At 60.4% G+C, this 20,862-nt stretch carries 17 protein-coding genes; 6 read left to right on the top strand and 11 right to left on the bottom strand.

What is annotated here, in order from left to right:
- Positions 1-7: 7 nt before the first annotated feature.
- From algG to yaaA, 7 genes are all read right to left on the bottom strand, one after another.
- Complete coding sequence (gene algG / locus DKY63_RS14735) at positions 8-1,582, bottom strand: mannuronan 5-epimerase AlgG (RefSeq protein WP_110964774.1); 1,575 nt, start codon at positions 1,580-1,582, stop codon at positions 8-10.
- Positions 1,583-1,608: 26 nt separating this feature from the next.
- Entirely contained in the window at positions 1,609-3,093 is a 1,485-nt protein-coding gene (locus DKY63_RS14730) for an alginate export family protein (protein ID WP_110964773.1), read from the bottom strand.
- Positions 3,090-4,589, bottom strand: coding sequence for an alginate biosynthesis TPR repeat lipoprotein AlgK (algK, locus tag DKY63_RS14725; protein WP_110967927.1), 1,500 nt, complete (start codon positions 4,587-4,589; stop codon positions 3,090-3,092). Before algK ends, DKY63_RS14730 begins: the two co-directional genes overlap by 4 nt.
- Before the next feature lie 15 nt (positions 4,590-4,604).
- Positions 4,605-5,774 (bottom strand): alginate biosynthesis protein Alg44, encoded by a 1,170-nt coding sequence (locus DKY63_RS14720; protein WP_110964772.1) that lies wholly within the window; start codon positions 5,772-5,774, stop codon positions 4,605-4,607.
- Between the two features lie 36 nt (positions 5,775-5,810).
- Entirely contained in the window at positions 5,811-7,292 is a 1,482-nt protein-coding gene (gene alg8 / locus DKY63_RS14710) for a mannuronan synthase (RefSeq protein ID WP_110964771.1), read from the bottom strand.
- 265 nt (positions 7,293-7,557) lie between these two features.
- Positions 7,558-8,874 carry a nucleotide sugar dehydrogenase gene (locus DKY63_RS14705; protein ID WP_110964770.1) on the bottom strand — a complete coding sequence of 439 codons (1,317 nt, stop codon included), beginning with the start codon at positions 8,872-8,874 and terminating at the stop codon, positions 7,558-7,560.
- An 825-nt stretch (positions 8,875-9,699) separates the two neighbouring features.
- Entirely contained in the window at positions 9,700-10,479 is a 780-nt protein-coding gene (yaaA, locus tag DKY63_RS14700; RefSeq protein ID WP_110964769.1) for a peroxide stress protein YaaA, read from the bottom strand.
- Between the two features lie 269 nt (positions 10,480-10,748).
- Between yaaA and DKY63_RS14695 the strand changes: the two genes are divergently transcribed.
- The 6 genes from DKY63_RS14695 to DKY63_RS14670 all read left to right on the top strand — a co-directional run bounded on the left by DKY63_RS14695 (position 10,749) and on the right by DKY63_RS14670 (position 16,113).
- Complete coding sequence (locus DKY63_RS14695) at positions 10,749-11,873, top strand: polysaccharide deacetylase family protein (protein WP_110964768.1); 1,125 nt, start codon at positions 10,749-10,751, stop codon at positions 11,871-11,873.
- 345 nt (positions 11,874-12,218) lie between these two features.
- Positions 12,219-13,613 carry a PhoH family protein gene (locus DKY63_RS14690; RefSeq protein WP_110964767.1) on the top strand — a complete coding sequence of 465 codons (1,395 nt, stop codon included), beginning with the start codon at positions 12,219-12,221 and terminating at the stop codon, positions 13,611-13,613.
- A 246-nt stretch (positions 13,614-13,859) separates the two neighbouring features.
- Entirely contained in the window at positions 13,860-14,333 is a 474-nt protein-coding gene (gene moaC, locus DKY63_RS14685; RefSeq protein ID WP_110964766.1) for a cyclic pyranopterin monophosphate synthase MoaC, read from the top strand.
- The gene (locus DKY63_RS14680) at positions 14,330-14,572 is read left to right on the top strand and encodes a MoaD/ThiS family protein (protein ID WP_110964765.1); all 243 of its coding nucleotides are present in this window, start codon (positions 14,330-14,332) and stop codon (positions 14,570-14,572) included. The genes moaC and DKY63_RS14680 overlap by 4 nt, the downstream gene beginning before the upstream one ends.
- A 3-nt stretch (positions 14,573-14,575) precedes the next feature.
- Complete coding sequence (gene moaE, locus DKY63_RS14675; protein ID WP_110964764.1) at positions 14,576-15,028, top strand: molybdopterin synthase catalytic subunit MoaE; 453 nt, start codon at positions 14,576-14,578, stop codon at positions 15,026-15,028.
- 308 nt (positions 15,029-15,336) lie between these two features.
- On the top strand, positions 15,337-16,113 hold the full coding sequence (locus DKY63_RS14670) for an ABC transporter substrate-binding protein (protein ID WP_110964763.1): 777 nt from the start codon (positions 15,337-15,339) through the stop codon (positions 16,111-16,113).
- 114 nt (positions 16,114-16,227) lie between these two features.
- Here the strand turns inward: DKY63_RS14670 and DKY63_RS14665 are convergent, their stop codons facing one another.
- The 4 genes from DKY63_RS14665 to rhlB all read right to left on the bottom strand — a co-directional run bounded on the left by DKY63_RS14665 (position 16,228) and on the right by rhlB (position 20,791).
- The gene (locus DKY63_RS14665) at positions 16,228-16,869 is read right to left on the bottom strand and encodes a helix-turn-helix transcriptional regulator (protein WP_110964762.1); all 642 of its coding nucleotides are present in this window, start codon (positions 16,867-16,869) and stop codon (positions 16,228-16,230) included.
- 89 nt (positions 16,870-16,958) lie between these two features.
- Entirely contained in the window at positions 16,959-18,086 is a 1,128-nt protein-coding gene (locus tag DKY63_RS14660; protein WP_110964761.1) for an NAD(P)/FAD-dependent oxidoreductase, read from the bottom strand.
- A 143-nt stretch (positions 18,087-18,229) separates the two neighbouring features.
- Complete coding sequence (locus DKY63_RS14655) at positions 18,230-19,177, bottom strand: ornithine cyclodeaminase family protein (RefSeq protein ID WP_110964760.1); 948 nt, start codon at positions 19,175-19,177, stop codon at positions 18,230-18,232.
- Positions 19,178-19,318: 141 nt separating this feature from the next.
- The gene (gene rhlB / locus DKY63_RS14650; protein WP_110964759.1) at positions 19,319-20,791 is read right to left on the bottom strand and encodes an ATP-dependent RNA helicase RhlB; all 1,473 of its coding nucleotides are present in this window, start codon (positions 20,789-20,791) and stop codon (positions 19,319-19,321) included.
- Positions 20,792-20,862 lie beyond the last annotated feature (71 nt).

The following is a 20,862-nucleotide window of genomic DNA, read 5'->3' as shown; positions in this document are numbered from 1 at the left end:
ATTATCCTCAGTCCCGCATTTCGGTCTGGCGTTCGACAGGGTCGATCAGCACGGCTTTCTGCTGGCGCACCAGCAGGTCGAGAATTTCATCCTGGCGCTCGCCGAGAATCCCCGAGAAGCTGATGCCGCTGGATTTGGTCGGGGCGAGCATGGACACGCGATACAGCTCCACGCTCAACGGCGAGTCGATGGACAGCGGGCCGCTGCCGTTGGCCGCCAGTTCACCGCCGACCACGATCAGCGACACCTGGGCGTCGAACGGGTCGAGCTTGATGTCACGGTCGGTATCGGTGAGGTCCTTGATGTGGCCGTAGACGCCGGTCAGGCCGTTGGCCATGGCGACGTTTTCGTACAGGCGAATGTTCACGCTGTTACGAATGCGGATGCCGTGGCGACGGTTGCTCAGCACCTTGTTGCCCCACAACAGGTTGTCGGCACTCTCGTAGAGGGTGATGCCGTCGGTGTGGTTCTGGTAGACCTCGTTGTGGGCGATCAGGTTGTTCACGCTATTACGGTCGATCACGATGCCGGACAGCTTGTTGTCGAAGGTGCGGTTGTTGAAGATGAAGCTGTCGTTCACCTCACGGGAAATGATGATCCCGTGCTTCTTCTTGGTCCCGTGCACGGTGTTCTCGGCAATGATCAGGCCGTGGGAACGGTCGTGGGGGTCGATGCCGTAGACGATGTTGTCCTTGTAGGTGTTGCCCTTGACCACGAAGTTGCTGGTTTCGTAGCAGTAGAAGCCGTACCACATGTCCGAGAACTCGGAACCGATGATCCAGCCGGTCGGTTCAGGGCGCTTGAGCACCTTGGCCATGTTCGGCGTGTACTGGGAAATACTCACGCCGTAAGACTTACTGTTGGCGTAGCCGAAGCTGGCCATCTTGCTGTTGGCGATGTAGGTCTCGGTACCACCCCAGGCCAGCAGGAACGGGCGGAATTCCTTGGGCGAGTTGAACGTGGCCGGGCCGTTGTCCTTCTCGCGCCAGCCGGTGATTTTGGTGTCACGCACGAACAGCTGGCCGTCGTTGACCAGGAACGAACCGGCCTCCTGGGACAGGCGCAGTTCCTGGGTCTGCTTGTCGATTTCGAGGATGCCGTGACGGCCGACCACGATCGGCAACTTCGCCAGGTACACGCCGGGCGCGGTTTCGATGAGGTACTTGGGCTGCTTCTTCGCCAGGTCCTTGAGGTTCATGTAGCCGTCGTCGACGAAGATCGCCTGGGGGATGCCGTGTTGGCGCACCACCCATTCGGCCATCTTGTTGTCGCCGCCGATGAAGTCCTTCAGGGCGTCTTCCTGCATCATCCGGCGCACGCTGACCTTGCCGGCCTTGCTGCGCACGATTTTCGCGGCGACAGCCTCGGCGGTGTAGCCCGAGAGGTCCGGCAGTTTCGGCGTAGCCAGTTCCAGCGGCGCGGTCGGTGCGCTGCTGACGGTGTAGGTCTTGGCCTGCTGCAGTTCCTTGGCCATGGTGGCTGGCTTGGCTGCCGGCTCCACATTGGCGAAGGCAGCGGCGCTGGCCAGCAGCATCGCGCCGGCCAGCAGGCTGATCGAGCCCTTAGAGGCTTGATGGTTCATCCGGGAGACTCCCTTCGCAATGTGCATCAGAAGCGCCAGATCACGTCGATGAACGCGCGGTGCATGTACGAATCGACTTCTTTGCCATAGGCATCACCCGGCTTGAACACACCGCCACGGAAGCGCACCAGGGCCGAAGGCTCGTCGATCGACTGGCTCAATGCCGCCGGCAACAGGCCTTGCTTGAAGTACTTGGTGACCACCAGGTCCATTTCCTGACCCATGTCTTTTTCACCATCGTTGAGCGGCAGCGAAGTGCTCGACAGCACTGCGCCGGTCACGTCGTCGGTGTTGTTTTCGACGGCATTGATGCCGTTGCTGCCCACCGGCTTGTTGCCGTCCACGCGCCAGAACTTGTGGTAGATCAGGCTGGCGTCGTACTCGTCGTTGAGCATCCACGAACCGAACAGGGTGGCGGTTTGCAGGTTGTTCATTTCGCCACGGAAGGCTTCGCCGAAACGATGAACCCGCGAGCGGGTACCGGTGTAGTTCGAGCGGTTGCTTTCCAGGCCGTTCTGTTCGTACTCGGCGCTGGCGCGGGCATAGGCGGCACCCACTTGCCATTGCGGATCGAGGCGCAGGCGCACGCCGATATCGGTAGCCCAACCGTTGAGGTCTTGACCGCGCTTGGCTTCGGCTGGACGAGTGCCGTCGGCATTGAGTGGGTTGACCGTGTCGGTATCGCCGCTCATGCCGGTGATGCTGCCCCAGTAATTGACCTGGTTGGTGTTGCGCCAGTTGTAGGCGTCGCTGTCGGCGGTGAGACCCAGCCAGCTGATGTCACCGTTCTGCTTCTTGTCCAGGGTATCGGCCGGTACACCCGGCTGCGGGTAGTCGAGCTTGCCGTTGTCATGGGTGTGATGACCGCGAATGCCGACCCAGTTGCCCGGTGTCCACTGGTAGGCGGCATCGGCGTAGGCGTGCAGGCGGTCCTTGTCTTTCGGCGCCAGTTCCTTCAAGTCGGTGCGGTATTCGCTGAAGCGTTCGGCGACACCGGCGTTGGCCCGCAGCAGGGTGGTGTCGAAGGTCCAGTTCAGGGCTTCGATGTTGGTGTCGCGCCATTGGCCGTCGTCGTTGCGCAGGCGCTGGCGACCGAACTTGAGGATCTCGCCGGGGTAGGGCGTGAAGCCGCTGTAGCCGACCCAGAACTCGCGCATGGCCAGGTAGTTTTTCTTGGTTTGGCGATCACCGTTGTCGTTGGTCTCGGCGCCATCGGACTGCTGCAGGGTGTCGGTCTCGATGATGTCGGTGGACGTCACCGCCTGGCCCATGGCGTAGGCGCTCCACGCGCCGCTTTCGCCATACACCCAAGGGCGCAGGTCAAGGCCGACACCGTTGACGTCACCGCCAGGGGCGGTGCCCAGGTCGCGGTCGTCTTCGGACTGGCCGGTGATTTTCACTTCAAGGCCGAAGTTCTTCGGTGCTTCAGTCATCGCCGCCAATGTCGGGCACGACCAGATCAATGCGAACGTCAGGCCGATGCCGGCCTTCATGAATGGATTCAACTTCATAGGGCTTCCTCGCCGTCTTCTTGCAGGGCCTGCAGTTGCGGAGTGTTCTGGCTCAAGGCACCACGAACGGACTGTTCCTGTTTCAACAGGCGTTGGGCCTCGGCCATTTGCGCAGGCGGCAGTTGGGCTTCGAGTGTTTGGGCAAGCTCGGTGGCTTGCGGGGTGTTCTGGGCTTTGGCGAGCTGGCTGAACACGTAGGCGTTCAGCGGGTCAGGCTTGGTGCCTTTGCCCTGGGAGAACAACTGAGCGATCGCAAAGTCGGCGCTGTTCTGGCCGTTGCGCGCAGCGGTCAGCAGGTGGTCGAGAGCCTTTTGCGGATAGACCTTGCCCAGATAGCCTCGGCGATAGATCTGGCCGAGGTAGTAATCGGCGGCGACTTCGCGGCCGACGGCTTTCTGGAAGTGTTCTTCGGCGACCTTGGCGTCGGCCGGGACCATCTTGCCTTCGTAGTAGAGCTTGCCCAGCAGCAGCTCGGCGCGGGGCTGGTCGGCGGCGCGGCCGTTGTCCAGGTACTTCATCATCTGGTCGACGTCGCCCAGTTCGGGGAAGTCGTAGATCAGTTGCGCGAGGGTGACCCACGACGCCGGGTAGCCGGGAGCAATGGGCTCGAGCAGCGACTGCGCGGTTTTTTCGTCGGTCTGGCCCAGGGTCGGATCGGCCAGCACACGGGCGACGCTGTCCACTCGCTGAGCGGAAACGGTGCCGCGACTGTGCGCGGCCTGCAGCTGCTTGATCAGCTCGGCCTGTTGCTCTGGCTGGGCCTTTTTCTGATAGACCGTGGCCAGTTCGACGTAGCAGATGTCGGTGGTGTTGAGCGCGGCCTTGCAGATTTTCTCCACGTCATCCAGGTGCTGGTCGTAGGTGCCCTGGGTGCGATACAGCAGCACTTGCGCCAGGCCCGCTTCCGGCTTGCCTTCGGCGCGCCATTGGCTGATCTGCTTCTGCGCGTCGATGTTGGGGAAGCTGTGCGGGTATTGCAGGTACAGCATCGCCAACGGGATCAGGGTGTTGCCTTCACCAGCGGCGGAGGCCTTTTTCAGCAGGCCTTCGGCTTCCAGATGTTCGGCTTCGGTAGCGCCGGGCTTGGCCACCAGCAGGCGGCCCAGACGTGCTTGTGCTCTCGGCGAAACGCTAGCCGCAGCGCGATACGTCGCCTCGGCCTGTTTCATTTGCGCCGGATCGCGGCTGTCGACTTGAATGTCGGCCAGACCGACCTGGGCTTCGCTGTAGCCCAGGTCCGCCAGTTGCTGGTAGTTAGCCGCGGCGGTGGCGGTGTCGCCACGCTTGAGGGCTTCGTTGGCCAGGCGCTGGTCGGGCAGGCCGGCGCAGCCGCTGAGGCTCACTGCCAGTGCCAGCGCACACACCGCAAATCCATTGTAGGAGCGAGCCTGCTCGCGATGCAGACGCTGCGGTGCATCAGACAAACCGCGCTGATCCCATCGCGAGCAGGCTCGCTCCCACAGGGTCGGCGGTGTGTTGAGGATAGGAGTCGTCACAGGCATGTCCTCCGGTTACAGACCAGCTGCCATGGCTTTGTCGATCAGCCAGTTCAGGTTCGGGCCACGGTCGCTGTTCACTTCCACTGGGCGGCCGGCGAGGGTGCTGTCCAGGGCTTCGTCCGGCTGTATCAGGACGCGGATGTCGGAGGACAGGTCTTCGCTTTTCAGGCTGGTGCTGCTGACGATCTTGCCGGTGCGGGTCTTGTCTTCACCGGCGATCTGGAAGCGCACGGCGGTGCCTGGCAGCACGTCGCCGAATTGACGGTAGGAGAAGCGTGCTTCGACATTGGCTTCGGTGTTGCGCGGCACCAACTGGAAGATCACGTCGCCCTTGCTGGCGTACTGACCGTTGGCGACCAGTTGCTGGCCCACGGTGCAATCGCACGGCGAAGTCAGGGTGCCGGTCATTTGCTTGCCGAACAGTTCCTCGACCTTGGCCGGTGCCAGTTGATCGTCATCCAGGTGACCCTTGAGCACGTCGAGCATGCTGGTGCTGAAGGTCGCCAGCGGGGCGCCCTTGGCGGCGACGCCGTCGGCTTTGATCAGGCTCTGTACGGTGCCATCGCGAGGCATGGTGATGTTCACGCCCGCCACGCTGACCAGGCCGGCCTGGGCATGGCTGACGAAGTACATGCCGTACACCGATTTGAAAATGAACCCGAACGCGGCCAGGCCGACGACGAAAATCCCCAGGCTGAAGGTCACGGCTTTCATGCGTCCGAAAGCGCTCATGCCATGGCCGCCATCCTTGTTTTTGCGCGCCTTGGTGAAGTTGTCGCGCTGCAGGGTCGCCAGCACTTCGCCGATGGTGACGATGTCGCCGGCCAGGTGCGAAGTGATCAGGTGACGCAGGGTCGAGATGTCTTGCGGTTCCAGGTTCTGGAACTGGCAGCCGGTGCGGCCGGTCTGGCGGTCGTAGGAGCGCACCTGCAATTCGACGTCCATGGCCAGGCCGAGGTTATCGATGACGAATTGCAGGCGGGCCTTGTACTTGTCGCCGATGTTCAGTGGCAGTTGCCCGGCATTGAAGGCCAGGCCACCGGCGGACAGGTCGATCACGCGGGCTTCGACCGGCGTACGGTCGGGACCGAAGAAACGCAGCTTGGCCGGGATTTTGACCCGGGCGTGTTGGCGCTGGGCTTCGGATTCGTGCACTACGTTGGCGTTGACGGCGGTATTCATAAGGGCGTTTTCCTGGTTAATTCAAAAAGGGGGCGTTCAGACCATCATCAGCAGCACGGCGACGAAAATGCTGCCGGCGGAGAAGGTCATGGTCCGAGACGACCAGGTGTTGAACCAACGTTGAAAGCTGGCGAGATCACGGGACAGAGAAGTGGGTTGGCGAGTCCAGGACTGTTGGTCGAGGCGGAAGAACACGTAGATCTTCACCAGCGCGCCGACGATCTGGTTGTAATAGAGAATCGCCGGGTAGGCCGGGCCGATCCGGTGGCCGGAGCAGGACAGCAACAGGGTCAGGATCAGGCGGGTGATGCCGATCCACAGCAGGTACACCAGGATGAACGCGGTGCCGTACTTGAAGCTGGCGATCAGCGCCACGGTCAGGCCCAGCAGGGAGGTCCACATCGATACGCGCTGATCGAACAGCACCACCGAAGTGAACGCACCGAGGCGCTTGATCCCCAGGCCCAGGGCGCGGGAGTTCTGACGCAGGTTGTTGCCGTACCAGCGGAACATCAGCTTGCGACTGGCCTTGATGAAGCTCTTTTCCGGCGGGTGCTCCACGGTATTGATCGCGGCATCGGGCACGTAGAAGGTGTCGTAGCCCAGGCGCATCAGGCTGAACCAGCTGGACTTGTCGTCACCGGTCAGGAATTTGAAACGACCCAGGCGCCAGTGTTGCAGCGAGTCGCTTTCCACGTCGGCGATGAATTCCGGGTTGGTGACCACGGTGGCGCGGAACACCGACATCCGCCCGGTCATGGTCAGCACGCGCTTGGACAGGGCCATCGAGCACATGTTGATGTGACGCTGGGCGAAACGCAGCTTGTGCCATTCGCTCATGATGTAGCCGCCGCGCACTTCGCAGAACTCGTTGGTGGTCAGGCCGCCAACGTTGCCGAACAGCTGGAACCACGGCACGGTCTTGCGCACCACGCCTTCGCCGAGCACGGTGTCGCCATCGATCACGGCCACCACGGCGCGGTCGTCCGGCAGGTGACGGGAGATGGCGCGGAAGCCATAGGCCAGGCCATCGCGCTTGCCGGTGCCGGGAATGCGCACGAAGTCGAGCTTGACCCGGGCCGGCGGGTTCATCCGCTTCCACAGGCTCTTGACCAGCAGCTCATCGGACATTTCCACGATGGAGCAGACCACGGTGGTCGGCAGTTCGCAGTCGATGGCTTCGCGAATCACCGAGCTGTAGACCTGCGCGGTGGTCAGCGCATCGATACGGAAGCTGGTGACCATCAAAAATACGTGGGACGGGTCCGCCGCCTTGCCCAGCTTGCGCACTTTGCGCCGCAGGTGCGGGTAGACCACGTACAGAAACAGCATGCCGCGCAGAAAGTGCGTGGCCCCCATCGAGTAGCGCCAGATGCCGACGATACCGATCAGGAAAATGAAGTCCTTCGACTCGGGGTCGAACGTGGACACGGGCAACGCCACGGCGAGGCCCATCAACAAACTTAAGTAAAACAGCCAACCGGCGGCCTGGAGCAGGCCGTGCTTTAGCCTGAGCATAATCTGATCCGTTTCGATCTCGGGCGGGGCCCGATTGGGTTAAGGCAGATTTGTGAAAACCGGCGCCACCTGATTTGGATAACGCCAGAATCCCTGTAGGAGCTGCCGCAGGCTGCGATCTTTTGATCTTTGCCGGTTCACTCGAGACTCAAGCGGCCCGGGTAAAGATCGCAGCCTCGTTTCACTCGTCAGCTCCTACAAAGGGTTCACACAGTCAGTGCGTGTTGCCACGAAGTCGGTTCGCGGCCACGCGCAGCTTTGTGCCTTACCAGCAAATGCCTTCGGCGCGGCTTGTCGCGCTGGTGGCCTGAGACATGAAGCCCACCAGGTCGATCACTTGCTTGCCATGCGGGACGTCCTGCACCAGGGCGCGGAACTTCTCGTCACGGTTGCCCAGGATGATCACGTCTGAGTTGTTGATCACGTCGTCGAAGTCGGCGTTGAGCAGGGAGGAGACGTGAGGGATCTTCGACTCGATGTAGTCCTTGTTCGCGCCGTGAACACGGGCGTATTCGACGTTGCTGTCGTAGATGCTCAGGTCGTAGCCCTTGCCGATCAGCATTTCCGCCAGGTCGACCAGCGGGCTTTCACGCAGGTCATCGGTGCCGGCCTTGAAGCTCAGGCCCAGCAGGGCGACTTTGCGTTTGTCGTGGCTGGAAACGATGTCGAAGGCGTTCTGCACCTGGGACTCGTTGCTGCGCATCAGCGAGTTGAGCAGCGGGGCTTCCACGTCCAGGGAGCTGGCGCGGTAGGTCAGGGCACGCACGTCCTTTGGCAGGCAGGAACCGCCGAAGGCGAAGCCCGGGCGCATGTAGTACTGGGACAGGTTCAGGGTCTTGTCCTGGCAGACCACGTCCATCACTTCACGGCCATCGACGCCGACAGCCTTGGCGATGTTGCCGATCTCGTTGGCGAAGGTCACCTTGGCGGCGTGCCAGACGTTGCAGGTGTACTTGATCATTTCGGCAACGGCGATGTCCTTGCGGATGATCGGCGCGTCGAGCTCTTCGTACAGCGATTGCAGAACGTCGCCCGAGGCCTTGTCGAACTCACCGATCACGGTCATTGGCGGCTGGTCGTAGTCGGCGATGGCGGTGCTTTCACGCAGGAACTCAGGGTTCACCGCGACACCGAAATCGACACCGGCTTTCTTGCCGGAGCAGTCTTCGAGAATCGGGATGACCACGTTGGCCACGGTGCCCGGCAACACGGTGCTGCGCACGACGATGGTGTGGCGGGTGGTCTTGTCGCGCAGGACAAAGCCGATTTCGCGGCAAACGGCTTCGATGTAGTTCAGTTCCAGGTCGCCGTTTTTCTTGCTCGGCGTACCCACGCAGATCATCGACAGGTCAGTGTCGCGAATCGCTTCGGAGAAGTTGGTGGTGCCACGCAGGCGACCGGTTTGAATACCTTGCGCCAGAAGTTCGCCCAGGCCCGGTTCAACGATTGGCGATTTGCCCGCGTTGATCATATCGATCTTGTCTTTGGCAACATCGACGCCAACGACGTCATGACCCCGTGCAGACAGGCAGCCGGCACAGACTGCGCCCACGTAACCCAAACCAAATATGCTGATGCGCATCGCAATTACCTCTCTATTATCAAGCCTGTAATAACTTCAAGCCATTAGATGGCCATAGTTCATGGTGTTCAGCGTTTAAAGTGCACTCGAAAGTGCGGCGTGCAGGCGCAACAACGCCGTGTTATGGCATATAAGTTACGAGTGTCTAAATAAGTTCACTCAAGGTGTGCGTAACCGGGACTTATTGTTATGACTTGCCCTGTAATGCAGTCGGTGTACTTTTTTGAAGATATCCGTGCATGGGTCATGCGCGCTCGATGTCAGGCACAAAGCCAGCAATATCAAGCGGTTGGGCGCTCAGGTGAGCACGCTATAGGGGCGCTGCCGTGGCCCGGCAGGGGATAGTCGTCATCGGTTATCTCCTGTCCATCGTGTGTTGTCCAAATCAGGGATTAGTCTGCGCAAGTTGGTGTGACAACCTCGCTACATGTATCTCTGTTCTGCGTAAGTTATCTCGCACAATCTCCGAGAATATCGTTACCGGTGGTATGAGCGGTGCATTTGGACATAGTTCCGATCCGCTCATCACGAAATCTGAAATTTCTTGAAATATTGAGAAAGATGGCACTGCTCTCAAATTGATAGCACTTGCCGTTTCGCCCTTTATATATAGGCGGATTATCAGAGGGGATAGTTATTTGCCACTACCGATAAAAATTTTCAGTGCCACTACTGAAAAAAATGATCGAAGTCGAATGAAACTAAAGTTAGAAATTTGACTGGCATATTTATGGCGCCATAAAAATGGCTAATTTGGCGGGGTATATAGCGGTATCAACAGAGCGGCGCAGGTCGGATTTTCCGCTCCTGCGCCGGTTGCCGGAATTACTCGGGCGCGTGATCGCGCAGGAAAACCAGGTTGTCCGGTTTGGATTGCTCGGCGCAGAAACGATAGCCCTGCACGTCGAACTGTTTGAGGGTGTCGGGATTATTGATGCGTTCTTCAATGACAAAGCGGCTCATCAGGCCCCGGGCCTTTTTCGCGTAGAAGCTGATGATCTTGTACTGGCCGTTTTTCAGGTCCTTGAATTCGGTATTGATGATGCGCGCGTTCAGGGCGCTGCGTTTGACCGCCGAGAAGTACTCGTTGGAGGCCAGGTTCAGCAGCACGTCATCACCTTGATCGGCCAGGGCTTCGTTCAGCCATTCGCTGATGCGCGTACCCCAGAAGGCATACAGGTCCTTGCCACGGGCGTTGGCCAGTTTGGTGCCCATTTCCAGTCGGTAAGGCTGCATCAGGTCCAGCGGGCGCAGCAGGCCGTAGAGGCCCGAGAGCATGCGTAGATGTTGCTGGGCGTAATCGAAATCGGCTTCGCTGAAAGTCTGCGCATTCAGCCCGGTGTACACATCGCCCTTGAACGCCAGCAATGCCTGTTTGGCGTTTTCCGGAGTGAATGCCGGCGTCCAGCTGCCGAAACGCGCGGCGTTCAGGCCGCCGATCTTGTCGGAGACGTGCATCAACTCGCTGATCTGTGCGGGCGTCAGATCGCGCAATTGCAGGATCAGCTCCTGGGAATGGTCGAGGTACTGCGGCTGGGTAAAGCGCTGGGTCGCCGGCGGTGTTTCGTAATCGAGGGTCTTGGCGGGTGAAATCACCATCAGCATGAAGTCGTCTCCTTTAATCGTGGGGGCGATTCTAGGGGGTTGTCCTTGTTGACTCCAGCTATAGGGGTAATAGGTGATGGCCGGTGGCCTTGCACAAAACCCTGTAGGAGCGAGCCTGCTCGCGATTGCGATATGACATTCAACAAAGGTGGTGCCTGAAATATTGCTATCGCGAGCAGGCTCGCTCCTACAGGGGGATCTGTGTTGCTGCAGGAATGTGGAGTGGATCAGCTATAGTGCCGCCCGGGTTTTGTTATGGAGACATCCCATTGCGTATCGCTTTTCTATTCACGGCCTGGCTGCTGAGCCTGGGTGCCATGGCGGCGCCGAATGAGGTGGCGACACTCGATCGCGGCACCTGGCCGGAAAAACTCGGCAGCCCGACGTTGTTCGACGTGGCATCGCGCGCCGAAATCCTCATGTTCTCCCGGGTACTGCTGGCCAGCGAAGCCCTGGACGAGCCCGCATTGGCCCAGCGCCTGGGCCTGCGCACGGTCAATATGGAATCGGTCAACCGTGTTCGTGAGCGTATGTGGCAACGCTTGCTGAGCAGCTTCAATTTTGCCCAGCAGAGCTGCGACCAGGATGCGTCCTTCTGTTTTCTGGTGGAGGACATGCCGACCCTGCGCGAGCAAGCCGGTAAATTTCAGGTCGGCGAAGACAGCTACTACATCAAATGGGCCGAGCCGAGCCGGTTGTTCCATACCCAGTATCTGGACGAGCAACTGCGCAAGGCGGCGCTGTTTCCGCAAACCGCTAGTGAAATCGATCAATTCGGCGACTACGAGCGCAATGGCGATGACATGCACGATCGGTTGTTCCTGCTGACTTTCGACAGCGCCGCGAATGCCGCACCGGACAACACCGACTGGGTGGCCGAGTACCTGCGCAAGGCGAACCTGAGCGGCACCTTCTTCGTGCTCGGCAAGGACATCCAGGCGCGTCTGGCGCAGGGTTCGGTCGCCAGCTTGCAATCGGCCTATTCAACCCAGTGCGTCGGGGTTCAGGGCTGGGAGTTCCGCTCCCACAGCCATTGGCAGGATTGGCAGGACTCGGTGCGCCGCAGTGTCGAGTTGGTCAAAGGCAAACTGCCGGAAAACTATGTGCCGCTGTTCCGCCCGCCCGATGGCCAGCGACGGCCGGACGCCGGGACGTTCTTCAAGTCCCAGGGCTTGCAGGTGGCGTTGTGGGACATCGATGCCCAGGACGGCGCTGGCAAACTCAAGGGCCCGCAGAGCGCACAGCGGGTGCTGACCCTGATGCTGCTGTGGCGTCATGGCGTGATCAATTTCAATGCGAAGCAGGAGGGGGTGAAAACGGCATTGCCCTGGCTGCTGACACAGACGTCGCAAAGCGGCATCGGTTGGGAAGATTGTCAGAGCGGGTTTCAATAAAGTGACGGGAAAATCAGGGAAGGCCCGTAAACACTGGGCGAGAGGCGATTTTTGGAGAGATTTTGCAACAGGTTGATTTCCGACTGTAAACGGATGGTGGCAGTCCGCCAAGCGCTTTTCGTCACTCTGAAAAATAAACTTCAAAAAAGCGTCAAAGTGCTTTTTTCTGTCATGTGTTTTGGAGTATTACGAAGACAGACCGCCGAAACCTGCAACACAGGTGGCGTCTTCCAAGACCCGTTTGTTTGCAGTCACTTAAGTCTCCGTAGGTGAGCTCGGCGGCCACTTCGAGGCGCAGCACCGCCCAGGTATTGCGTCCACTGGCTCTGACAAAGGTGACCGAGTATGGATGATCACGGACGTAGCTCTTCTTCCAACCAGCCAATCCTTTATGTACTCGATACCAACGTATTGATTCACGATCCAAACGCGCTGCTCAATTTCGAAGAACACCACGTCGCCATCCCGATGACCGTGCTCGAAGAGCTGGACAAGCTCAAGAGCGGGCATCACAGCGTTGCCGCCGAATGCCGCCAGGCCATTCGGCTGATCGACAAGACCCTGGGCGATGCCACGCCCGAGGATGTGGAACAGGGCGTGCCGATCCAGCGGGGCAAGAGTGGCCCGAAAGGTTTGCTGTCAATTCTGATGAGCAAGCGCACCGAGCCGAACATCATTCTGCCCGAGCACCTGAACGACAACATCATCATCAACCAGTTGATCGACCTGCAGGCCCGGCATCTGAAGAAGTCGGTGGTACTGGTCACCAAAGACATCAACATGCGCCTCAAGGCCCGTGCCTGCGGGATCTCGGCCGAGGACTACAGCACTGACCAACTGGTAGACGACGTCTCGTTGCTGCCCAACGGCTATCACGAGATGAAGGGTTCGTTCTGGGATCTGGTGAGCAAGGTTGAAACCCGTCAGGGTCACGGTCGCACCTGGCATCAGGTGAAGCTGATCGACAACCTGCCGGCGGTGCATGTCAACGAGTTCATCATCGACGAGCAGGGCTTTGTCGGCTGGATCAAGGAGATCGAAAATGACCAGCTGCTGATTCTCGACCTGCACCAGGAACCGCTGCTGCACCAGGAAGCCTGGGGCCTGAAGCCCCGTGACATCTACCAGAGCCTGGCGCTGTTCGCCTTGCTCGATCCGGACATCCACCTGGTGAACCTGTCCGGTGCCGCCGGCTCCGGTAAAACCATCCTGGCCCTGGCTGCGGCGATCGAGCAGACCATGGTCAGCAAGCGTTATCGCCGTATCATCGCTACCCGCAGCGTGCAGGGCCTGGACCAGGAGATCGGCTTTTTGCCCGGCACCGAGGCGGAAAAAATGGAGCCCTGGCTGGGCGCGATCACCGACAACCTCGAAGCCTTGCACATGGATGACGAAAGCACCCATGGCAGCGTCGACTACATCCTCAGCAAGGTGCCGTTGCAGTTCAAATCCCTCAACTACATCCGGGGCCGAAGCTTCCAGCAGAGTTTGATCCTGATCGATGAATGCCAGAACCTGACACCGCACCAGATGAAAACCATCATCACCCGTGCCGGCGCCGGTTCCAAAGTGGTGTGCCTGGGCAACCTGGCGCAGATCGACACCCCTTACCTGTCCGCGACCAGCTCCGGGCTTACGTACCTGACCGAACGCTTCAAGGACTTCCCGAACGGCGTGCACATCACCCTGCAAGGGGTGCCTCGTTCGATTCTGGCCGAATACGCCGAATCGCATCTGTAACTGCTTCATCAGAACCGGGCGGCCTCAAAACCGCCCGGTTTTTTGTGCCCGACATAAAACCCTTGTAGGAGCGAGCCTGCTCGCGATGGACGTCAACGATAACGCGTGCTGTCTGGATGCCCGTGTTGTCTGGACGTTTTTCGCGAGCAGGCTCGCTCCTACAGGGGGATGTGTGACCCGATAATCGCGCGTGCGGAAAATTGACCCGCAGGTTTACAATCGACGCTCCTGATCAGGAGTAATCCCGTGCTGACTCATCTCGATTCCCAAGGTCGCGCCAACATGGTCGACGTCACCGATAAAGACGTGACGTTCCGTGAAGCGACGGCCCAAGCGCTGGTGCGCATGCTGCCCGAAACCCTGCAGATGATCGTCAGCGGCGGTCACCCCAAGGGTGATGTGTTTGCCGTGGCGCGCATTGCCGGCATTCAGGCGGCGAAGAAAACCAGTGATCTGATTCCGCTGTGCCATCCGCTGATGCTGACCGGGGTCAAGGTCGAGCTTAGTGCCGAAGGTGACGACAGCGTGCGCATCGTGGCGCGCTGCAAGTTGTCCGGACAGACCGGAGTGGAAATGGAAGCCCTCACCGCCGCCAGCGTCGCGGCCCTGACCATCTATGACATGTGCAAGGCCGTGGATCGCGGCATGACCATCGAAAGCGTCAAGCTGCTGGAAAAGCTCGGCGGCAAGAGCGGCCATTTCCAGGCGGAGCAGCCATGAACGTCACCGTGAAGTTTTTTGCCCGTTACCGTGAAGCCCTGGGTGTGGATTCGGTGAGGGTCGAAGGCCCGTTCGCCACCGTCGACGACGTGCGGGCGCTGCTGGCCCGGCGAGAGGGTGCCGAGGTGCTGAGCGAGCAGAACCTGATGTGCGCGCGCAACGAAGACCTGTGCCAGCTCGACGAGCCGGTGGTCGATGGCGATGAAGTGGCTTTTTTTCCGACCGTGACCGGGGGCTGAACCATGGCGATCCGTGTGCAGCCCGAGCCGTTCGATCCAGGGGCCGAAGTCAACGCCATGCACGCCGCCAATGTCGGCGTCGGCGCGGTGGTGAGTTTTGTCGGCTACGTGCGTGATTTCAATGACGGCCTCGATGTGGCCGGGATGTTTCTCGAACACTATCCGGGCATGACTGAAAAAGCCCTCGGCAAGATCGCCACCGAGGCCGAGCAGCGCTGGCCGTTGCTCAAACTGGAAGTGTTGCATCGCATCGGCGCCCTGGAGCCGGGCGAGCCGATCGTATTCGTGGGTGCCGCCAGCGCCCACCGTCAGGCCGCCTTCGATGCCTGCGCCTTCGTGATGGACTACCTGAAAACCCGCGCGCCGTTCTGGAAGAAAGAGAACACCAGCGATGGGCCGCGTTGGGTTGAAGGGCGTGACAGTGATCATGCGGCGGCGGATCGCTGGAAGCAGTAAGGCCTGTATCGCTCTCAAGTAAGCCATCGCGGGCAAGCCTTGCTCCTACAGGATTTGCGTCGTTCCCTATTTTTGGAACAACTCAAAACCTGTGGGAGCAAGGCTTGCCCGCGATGGCGTCATCTGCATCACCAAATATCTTGAAAACTCACCACCCGACCATCGGCCGGCACGGGCTGCATTTGCCTCATTGACGCCTTATACATAAAAGTCCAATATGGATTTATAAGTACAAAAAAAGGCCTTTCCCCCGTTTTCGCTTTTTCTTCTGTCTTGCCAAACCAACAACAACCCGCGAGAGAACGAATATGAAGAAGTTCCCCCTCATCACCGGTCTGGCCCTGAGCCTGTTGGCGTGCTCCAGCCTGTATGCCGCCGAGAAAACCTTGCGTATCGGTATCGAGGCCGCTTATCCACCGTTTGCTTCCAAGACCGACAAGGGCGAGATCGTCGGGTTCGACTACGACATCGGCAATGCCCTGTGCGCCGAGATGAAGGTCAAGTGCGTGTGGGTCGAAGGTGAGTTCGACGGTCTGATTCCTTCCCTGAAGGTGAAGAAAATCGACATGGCGCTGTCGTCCATGACCATCAACGACGATCGCAAGAAGTCGGTGGACTTCACCCACAAGTACTACTTCACCTCTTCGCGCCTGGTGATGAAGGAAGGCGCGGTGGTGGACGACCAGTACGCCAGCCTCAAGGGCAAGACCGTCGGCGTGCAGCGTGCGACCACCACCGACCGTTACGCCACCGAGGTGTTCGAACCCAAGGGCGTCGTCGTCAAGCGCTACGGCAACAATGAAGAGATCTACATGGACCTGGCGGCCGGCCGTCTGGACGCGGTATTTGCCGACACCATCCCGCTCAATGACTTTTTGTCGATGCCGCGCGGCAAGGGCTATGCCTTTGTCGGGCCTGAGTTGAAGGATCCGAAGTACGTGGGCGAGGGCGCCGGGATTGCAGTGCGCAAGGGCAATACCGAGTTGGTGAGCCAGTTGAATTCGGCCATTGATGGTATTCGCGCCAATGGCGAGTATCAGAAGATTTCCGAGAAGTATTTCAAGTCTGATATCTACGGCGATTGATCAACCGCCATCGCGAGCAAGCTTTGCTCCCACAGGTTTTGTGAGCGGCATAAAACCTGTGGGAGCAAAGCTTGCTCGCGATGAGGCCGGACCCGTCTATGGAAATCCAAAGGCTCAGCCCTTCAATTCCTTCAAATGCTTGTACACCGTCGCCCGCCCCATGTTCAGCACGTTGGCCACGTAGTTCGACGAGCTTTTGCCCTTGAATGCCCCTTCCGCATGCAGTGCCAGCACCAGTTCCCGTTTGTGATCACGGGTCAGCAGGTTCAGGCTCAGTTGCCGCTCGCGCAGCCAGGCGTGGAGAAAGGTGTTGATCCGCTCCTGCCAGTCGTCGCGAAACAGTGAGTCCGGTTGCGGGATCAGTTTGGTTGGCGAGAGGAACAGGTCCAGCGCGGCCTTGGCGTTCTCGAACAGCGAAATATTCAGGTTGATGCACAGCACGCCCAGTGGATGACCTTCGCCGTCGCGCAGTACGGTGCTGACGCTGCGAATCTTCTGACCATCCCAATTGAGCTTTTCGTACGGCCCGATGTTTCGTTCACTGACCTCTTCGCTGAGCATGTCTTCCAGCGAGGAGTCGTCCCCGATTTCGCGCTTGGAGAGGTTGTTGGCGATGTAATCGACCTTTTGCGTGCGCAGGTCGTGCAACACCACTTCGGCGTGAGGGAAAAACAACGTGGCGATGGCATCGGCGATCGCCCGGAAGTTATCCAGGGATACATCGCTCTGGTACGGGTCTTTTTCGGGGGCGTTCATACGGCGGGCTCCGGGCAGCTTCAGCGCCCCGGATAACGGGGCTCTGAAAGTGTGACGCAATCGTGTCGACACGTCACGCGGGGGGATAATCAACCCAGGCGGGCAGGGGAGAGCATCTCGCGGCTCAGGCCGAAGCGTACCAGTTGCTCGGGCAGGGCTTCGCCACGCACCAGAGCGGCGCTGGCCTGGCCCATGGCCGGCGAAGTCTGGATGCCGTAGCCGCCTTGCGCCGCGACCCAGAACAAGCCGGGCACCTGCTGATCGAAACCGGACAGCAGGTCGCCGTCGCTGACGAAGCTGCGCAGGCCGGCCCAGGTGCGGGTCGGACGGCGGATGGTCAGGGTGGTGGCTTCTTCGATCTGGTAAATGCCCATGGCGATGTCCAGCTCTTCAGGCTGCACGTCGTGGGGTTCGACCGGGTCGGCGTTGGCCGGCGAGCCGAGGAACATGCCGGCGTCGGGCTTCATGTAGAAGGACTCATCGAGGCTGACCAGCATCGGCCAATGGTGGATATCCACACCCTCGGGGCCGGCGAAGATGAACGCCGCGCGGCGCTTGGGTTGCAGGCCCAGCGGTCGGGCGCCGGCCATTTCACCGATCTTGTCGGCCCAGGCACCGGCGGCGTTGATGATGATCGGCGCGCTGAAGGTTCCGGTGGAGGTTTTGACTTGCCACAGGCCCTCGGCATCGCGGGCCAGGCTCAGGACTTCGCAGTCGGTATGCACTTCGCTTTTATTGCGGCGGATACCGCGCAGGTAACCCTGATGCAGGGCGTCGGTGTCGATGTCGCTGGCGGTGGGGTCGTACAGCGCGCCATGGACTTTTTCCCGGCGCAGGATCGGCATGCGCTCAAAGGCTTCGTCGGCGCTGAGCAGTTGCATCTCCGGCACCGTGGACTTTGCGCTCTGGTACTGGCTGTTCAGTTCATCCGGATCACCGGTGAAGTCCACGGTCATTTCGCCGCGCGGGGTCAGCAGCGGGTGCTCGCAGAAGCCCTCGGGCGGGGCGTCGAAAAAGTCACGGCTGGCCAGGGTCAGTGCACGCACCTGCGGGGTGCCATAGGCTGCGGTGAACAGGGCCGCCGAGCGTCCGGTGGAGTGATAGGCCGGATGGGACTCGCGCTCGAGCACGACTACGCGCCCGTGCTGCGATAGCCAGAAACCGGTGGAAGCGCCGGCAATCCCGCCGCCGATGATGATGAAGTCTGCCTGGCTCATGAACGTCTCCTTTAGAGCGCAAATACCAATGTAGATGATGCCTTTGTAGGAGCGAGCCTGCTCGCGATGGCGGTGTGTCAGTCAACATCAATGTTGAATGAAGAACCGGTTTCGCGAGCAGGCTCGCTCCTACAGGGGAGGCGTTAGTGCTGAAGGCGATAGATGGCATTGGCCAGCGCAATGTCTTCCAGGCCCAGGCCGATCGAGCGGAAGAACACGTGGCGGTCGTAGACCGGACGCTGCACTTTTTCGCTGAGCAGGTCGGGCAGGTCGCCGACGATGGCGCTCGAATTCCAGCCATGCTGTTCGCCGGCGATCAACATTTCACCGGCCGAGCCTGGGGTGGTCAGGCGATAGTCGCAGAACACCTGCATGTCGTTGAGGCTCCGGGGCGGTACTTCATGGGCGCGCGGGGCGTTGGTGCTGATGGAGCTGATCAGCGCCGGTTTGCTCAAGGTGGACGGATCGATCACCGGGCCGGCGGACGAGGTGCACAGCATGATCACATCGGCGTCGGCCATCGCGGCCTCGCGACTGTCGGCGATGGTCATGCGCGGGTCGAGGCTTGTGATGTGGGCCTGTTCCTCGGCGCTGCTTTCGCGCAGGCCCGGCGAGTACAGACTGATGCTCTGCCAGTCGCGCAGGCCCTTCACGTAATGCACGTGGGCCTGGGCCACTTTGCCGCTGCCGATGATCGCCAGGCGAGACGCTTTCAGCGGCGCCAGGGCATCGACGGCCACGGCGGTGGTCGCGGCGGTGCGCGCGGTGGTCAACTCGCCCGCATCGCACAACATTAGCGGCTGGCCGGTCTGCATCGACATCAGCAAGGTCCAGGCGGTGACCAGCGGCCCCTGTTCACGCACGATGTACGGCGAGGTCTTGACCCCGTACACGCCATCTTCAGCCAGTACACCCAAGTAGTTGATGAAGTCGCCAGCGCCCTGTGGAAACTCGACCAGTTGCTGCGCAGGTTGTACCGCTTGCCCGGCGGCCAGGTCGCGGAACAGTTTGCGCAGGATCTGCGGCACGTCGACCTGGGCCAATAGCTCGCGGGCCTGAGGTTGGGTGATCACGTAGGGGGTGCTGGACATGGTCGGCTCCGGGAGCGGCGAATAAACTAATTTGTCTATTATGGACTTTTAGTTCTGTCTCGCAAGCGCTTGCCGATAAATAGCCGGGCAAAAAAAAAGCGCAGTCCGTTTCCGGCTGCGCCTCTTTTCACATCGGGTCCGTTATGGACGCTTGCGCTCCACCGCACGCAGCAGGTGCGTGGGTGGCGTTTCACAGTTGATCTTCTTGCCCAGCATCGCCTCGATGGACGGCAGCTGGTAGGAGTCGTCTTCACCGGCAAAGCTGATGGACACGCCGTCAGCGCCCGCGCGACCGGTACGGCCGATGCGGTGCACGTAGTCGTCCGGTACTTCCGGCAGGGTGAAGTTGATCACGTGGCTGATGCCGTCGATGTGAATGCCGCGACCGGCCACGTCGGTGGCTACCAGCACGCGAATCTTGCCTTCGCGGAAACCTTCCAGGGTCTTGATGCGCTTGTGTTGCGGCACGTCGCCCGACAGCTGCGCGGCGTTGATGCCGTCGCGCACCAGGCGCTCTTCGATGCGGCGCACTTCATCCTTTCGGTTGGCGAACACGATCACCCGTTCCCAACCGTTGTCGTTGACCAGGTTGTAGAGCAGCTTGTATTTGTCGGCGCCGGCCACCGCGTAGATGTGCTGCTCGACGTTGTCGCTGGCCACATTGGTGGCTTCGATTTCGACGATGGCAGGGTCGGTGGTCCACTGCTTGGCGAGGTTCATCACGTCGTCGGTGAAGGTCGCGGAGAACAGCAGGGTCTGGCGTTCGGACTTCGGCGGTGTCTGGCGAATGATCTGGCGCACCTGCGGGATGAAGCCCATGTCGAGCATGCGGTCGGCTTCGTCCAGCACCATCACTTCGACCATGTCCAGGTGCACGTCGCCGCGCTGGTTGAAGTCCAGCAGACGGCCCGGCGTGGCCACGAGGATGTCGCAGTGACGGGCTTCGAGGTACTTGAGCTGCTTGTCGAAGTCCATGCCGCCAACGAACGTCATGACGTTCAGGCCGGTGTATTTGGTCAGGTCCGCGGCATCCTTGGCGATCTGCACCACCAGTTCGCGGGTCGGCGCGATGATCAGCGCCCGCGGCTCGCCCATGTAGCGCTCTTTCGGCGGCGGGGTCTGCAGCAGTTGAGTGATGATCGAAATCAGGAACGCCGCGGTCTTGCCGGTACCGGTCTGGGCGCGGCCGATGGCGTCTTTGCCCGCGAGGGTGAAGCCCAGCACCTGAGCCTGGATCGGCGTGCAATAAGGAAAGCCCAGGTCCTGGATGGCGTGCATCAGTTCCGGGGCGAGTTTGAAATCGTGGAAGCGGGTCTTGCCTTCCTGGGGTTCGACGACGAAGTCTTCGAGCTTCCATGGAATGACCGGTGCCTTGGGCTTGGGTTCGCGACGCGGCCTGGCAGGTTTCGGGGTTTCGTTGCGGGCCGGTTCGGCTACGGGGGTGGCAGGCGCCGGTTCAGGTTCGCGTTTCGGTGTGGCGGCGGGAGCAGATTGCCCGGCCTGGCTGGCGTCACCGCGATGGCCGTGGGAGGGCGACGGCACACTGGGGACTGGCGCGAGTTGCTCAGTCTCGCTTTTACCGAACATTTTCTTGAGTGCTTTGAGCACGGTCATCTCATCAATTGGTTAAGGAATGTACGCCGGCCAGTGTAATGCAAGAAACGGGCGCGGCGTAGGGGGATGGA

The sequence above is a fragment of the Pseudomonas putida genome (assembly GCF_003228315.1).
Taxonomy (GTDB): Bacteria; Pseudomonadota; Gammaproteobacteria; order Pseudomonadales; family Pseudomonadaceae; genus Aquipseudomonas; species Aquipseudomonas putida_S.
Note: the sequence above shows the minus strand (reverse complement) of the source record. Positions and strands in the feature narration are given on the sequence as shown.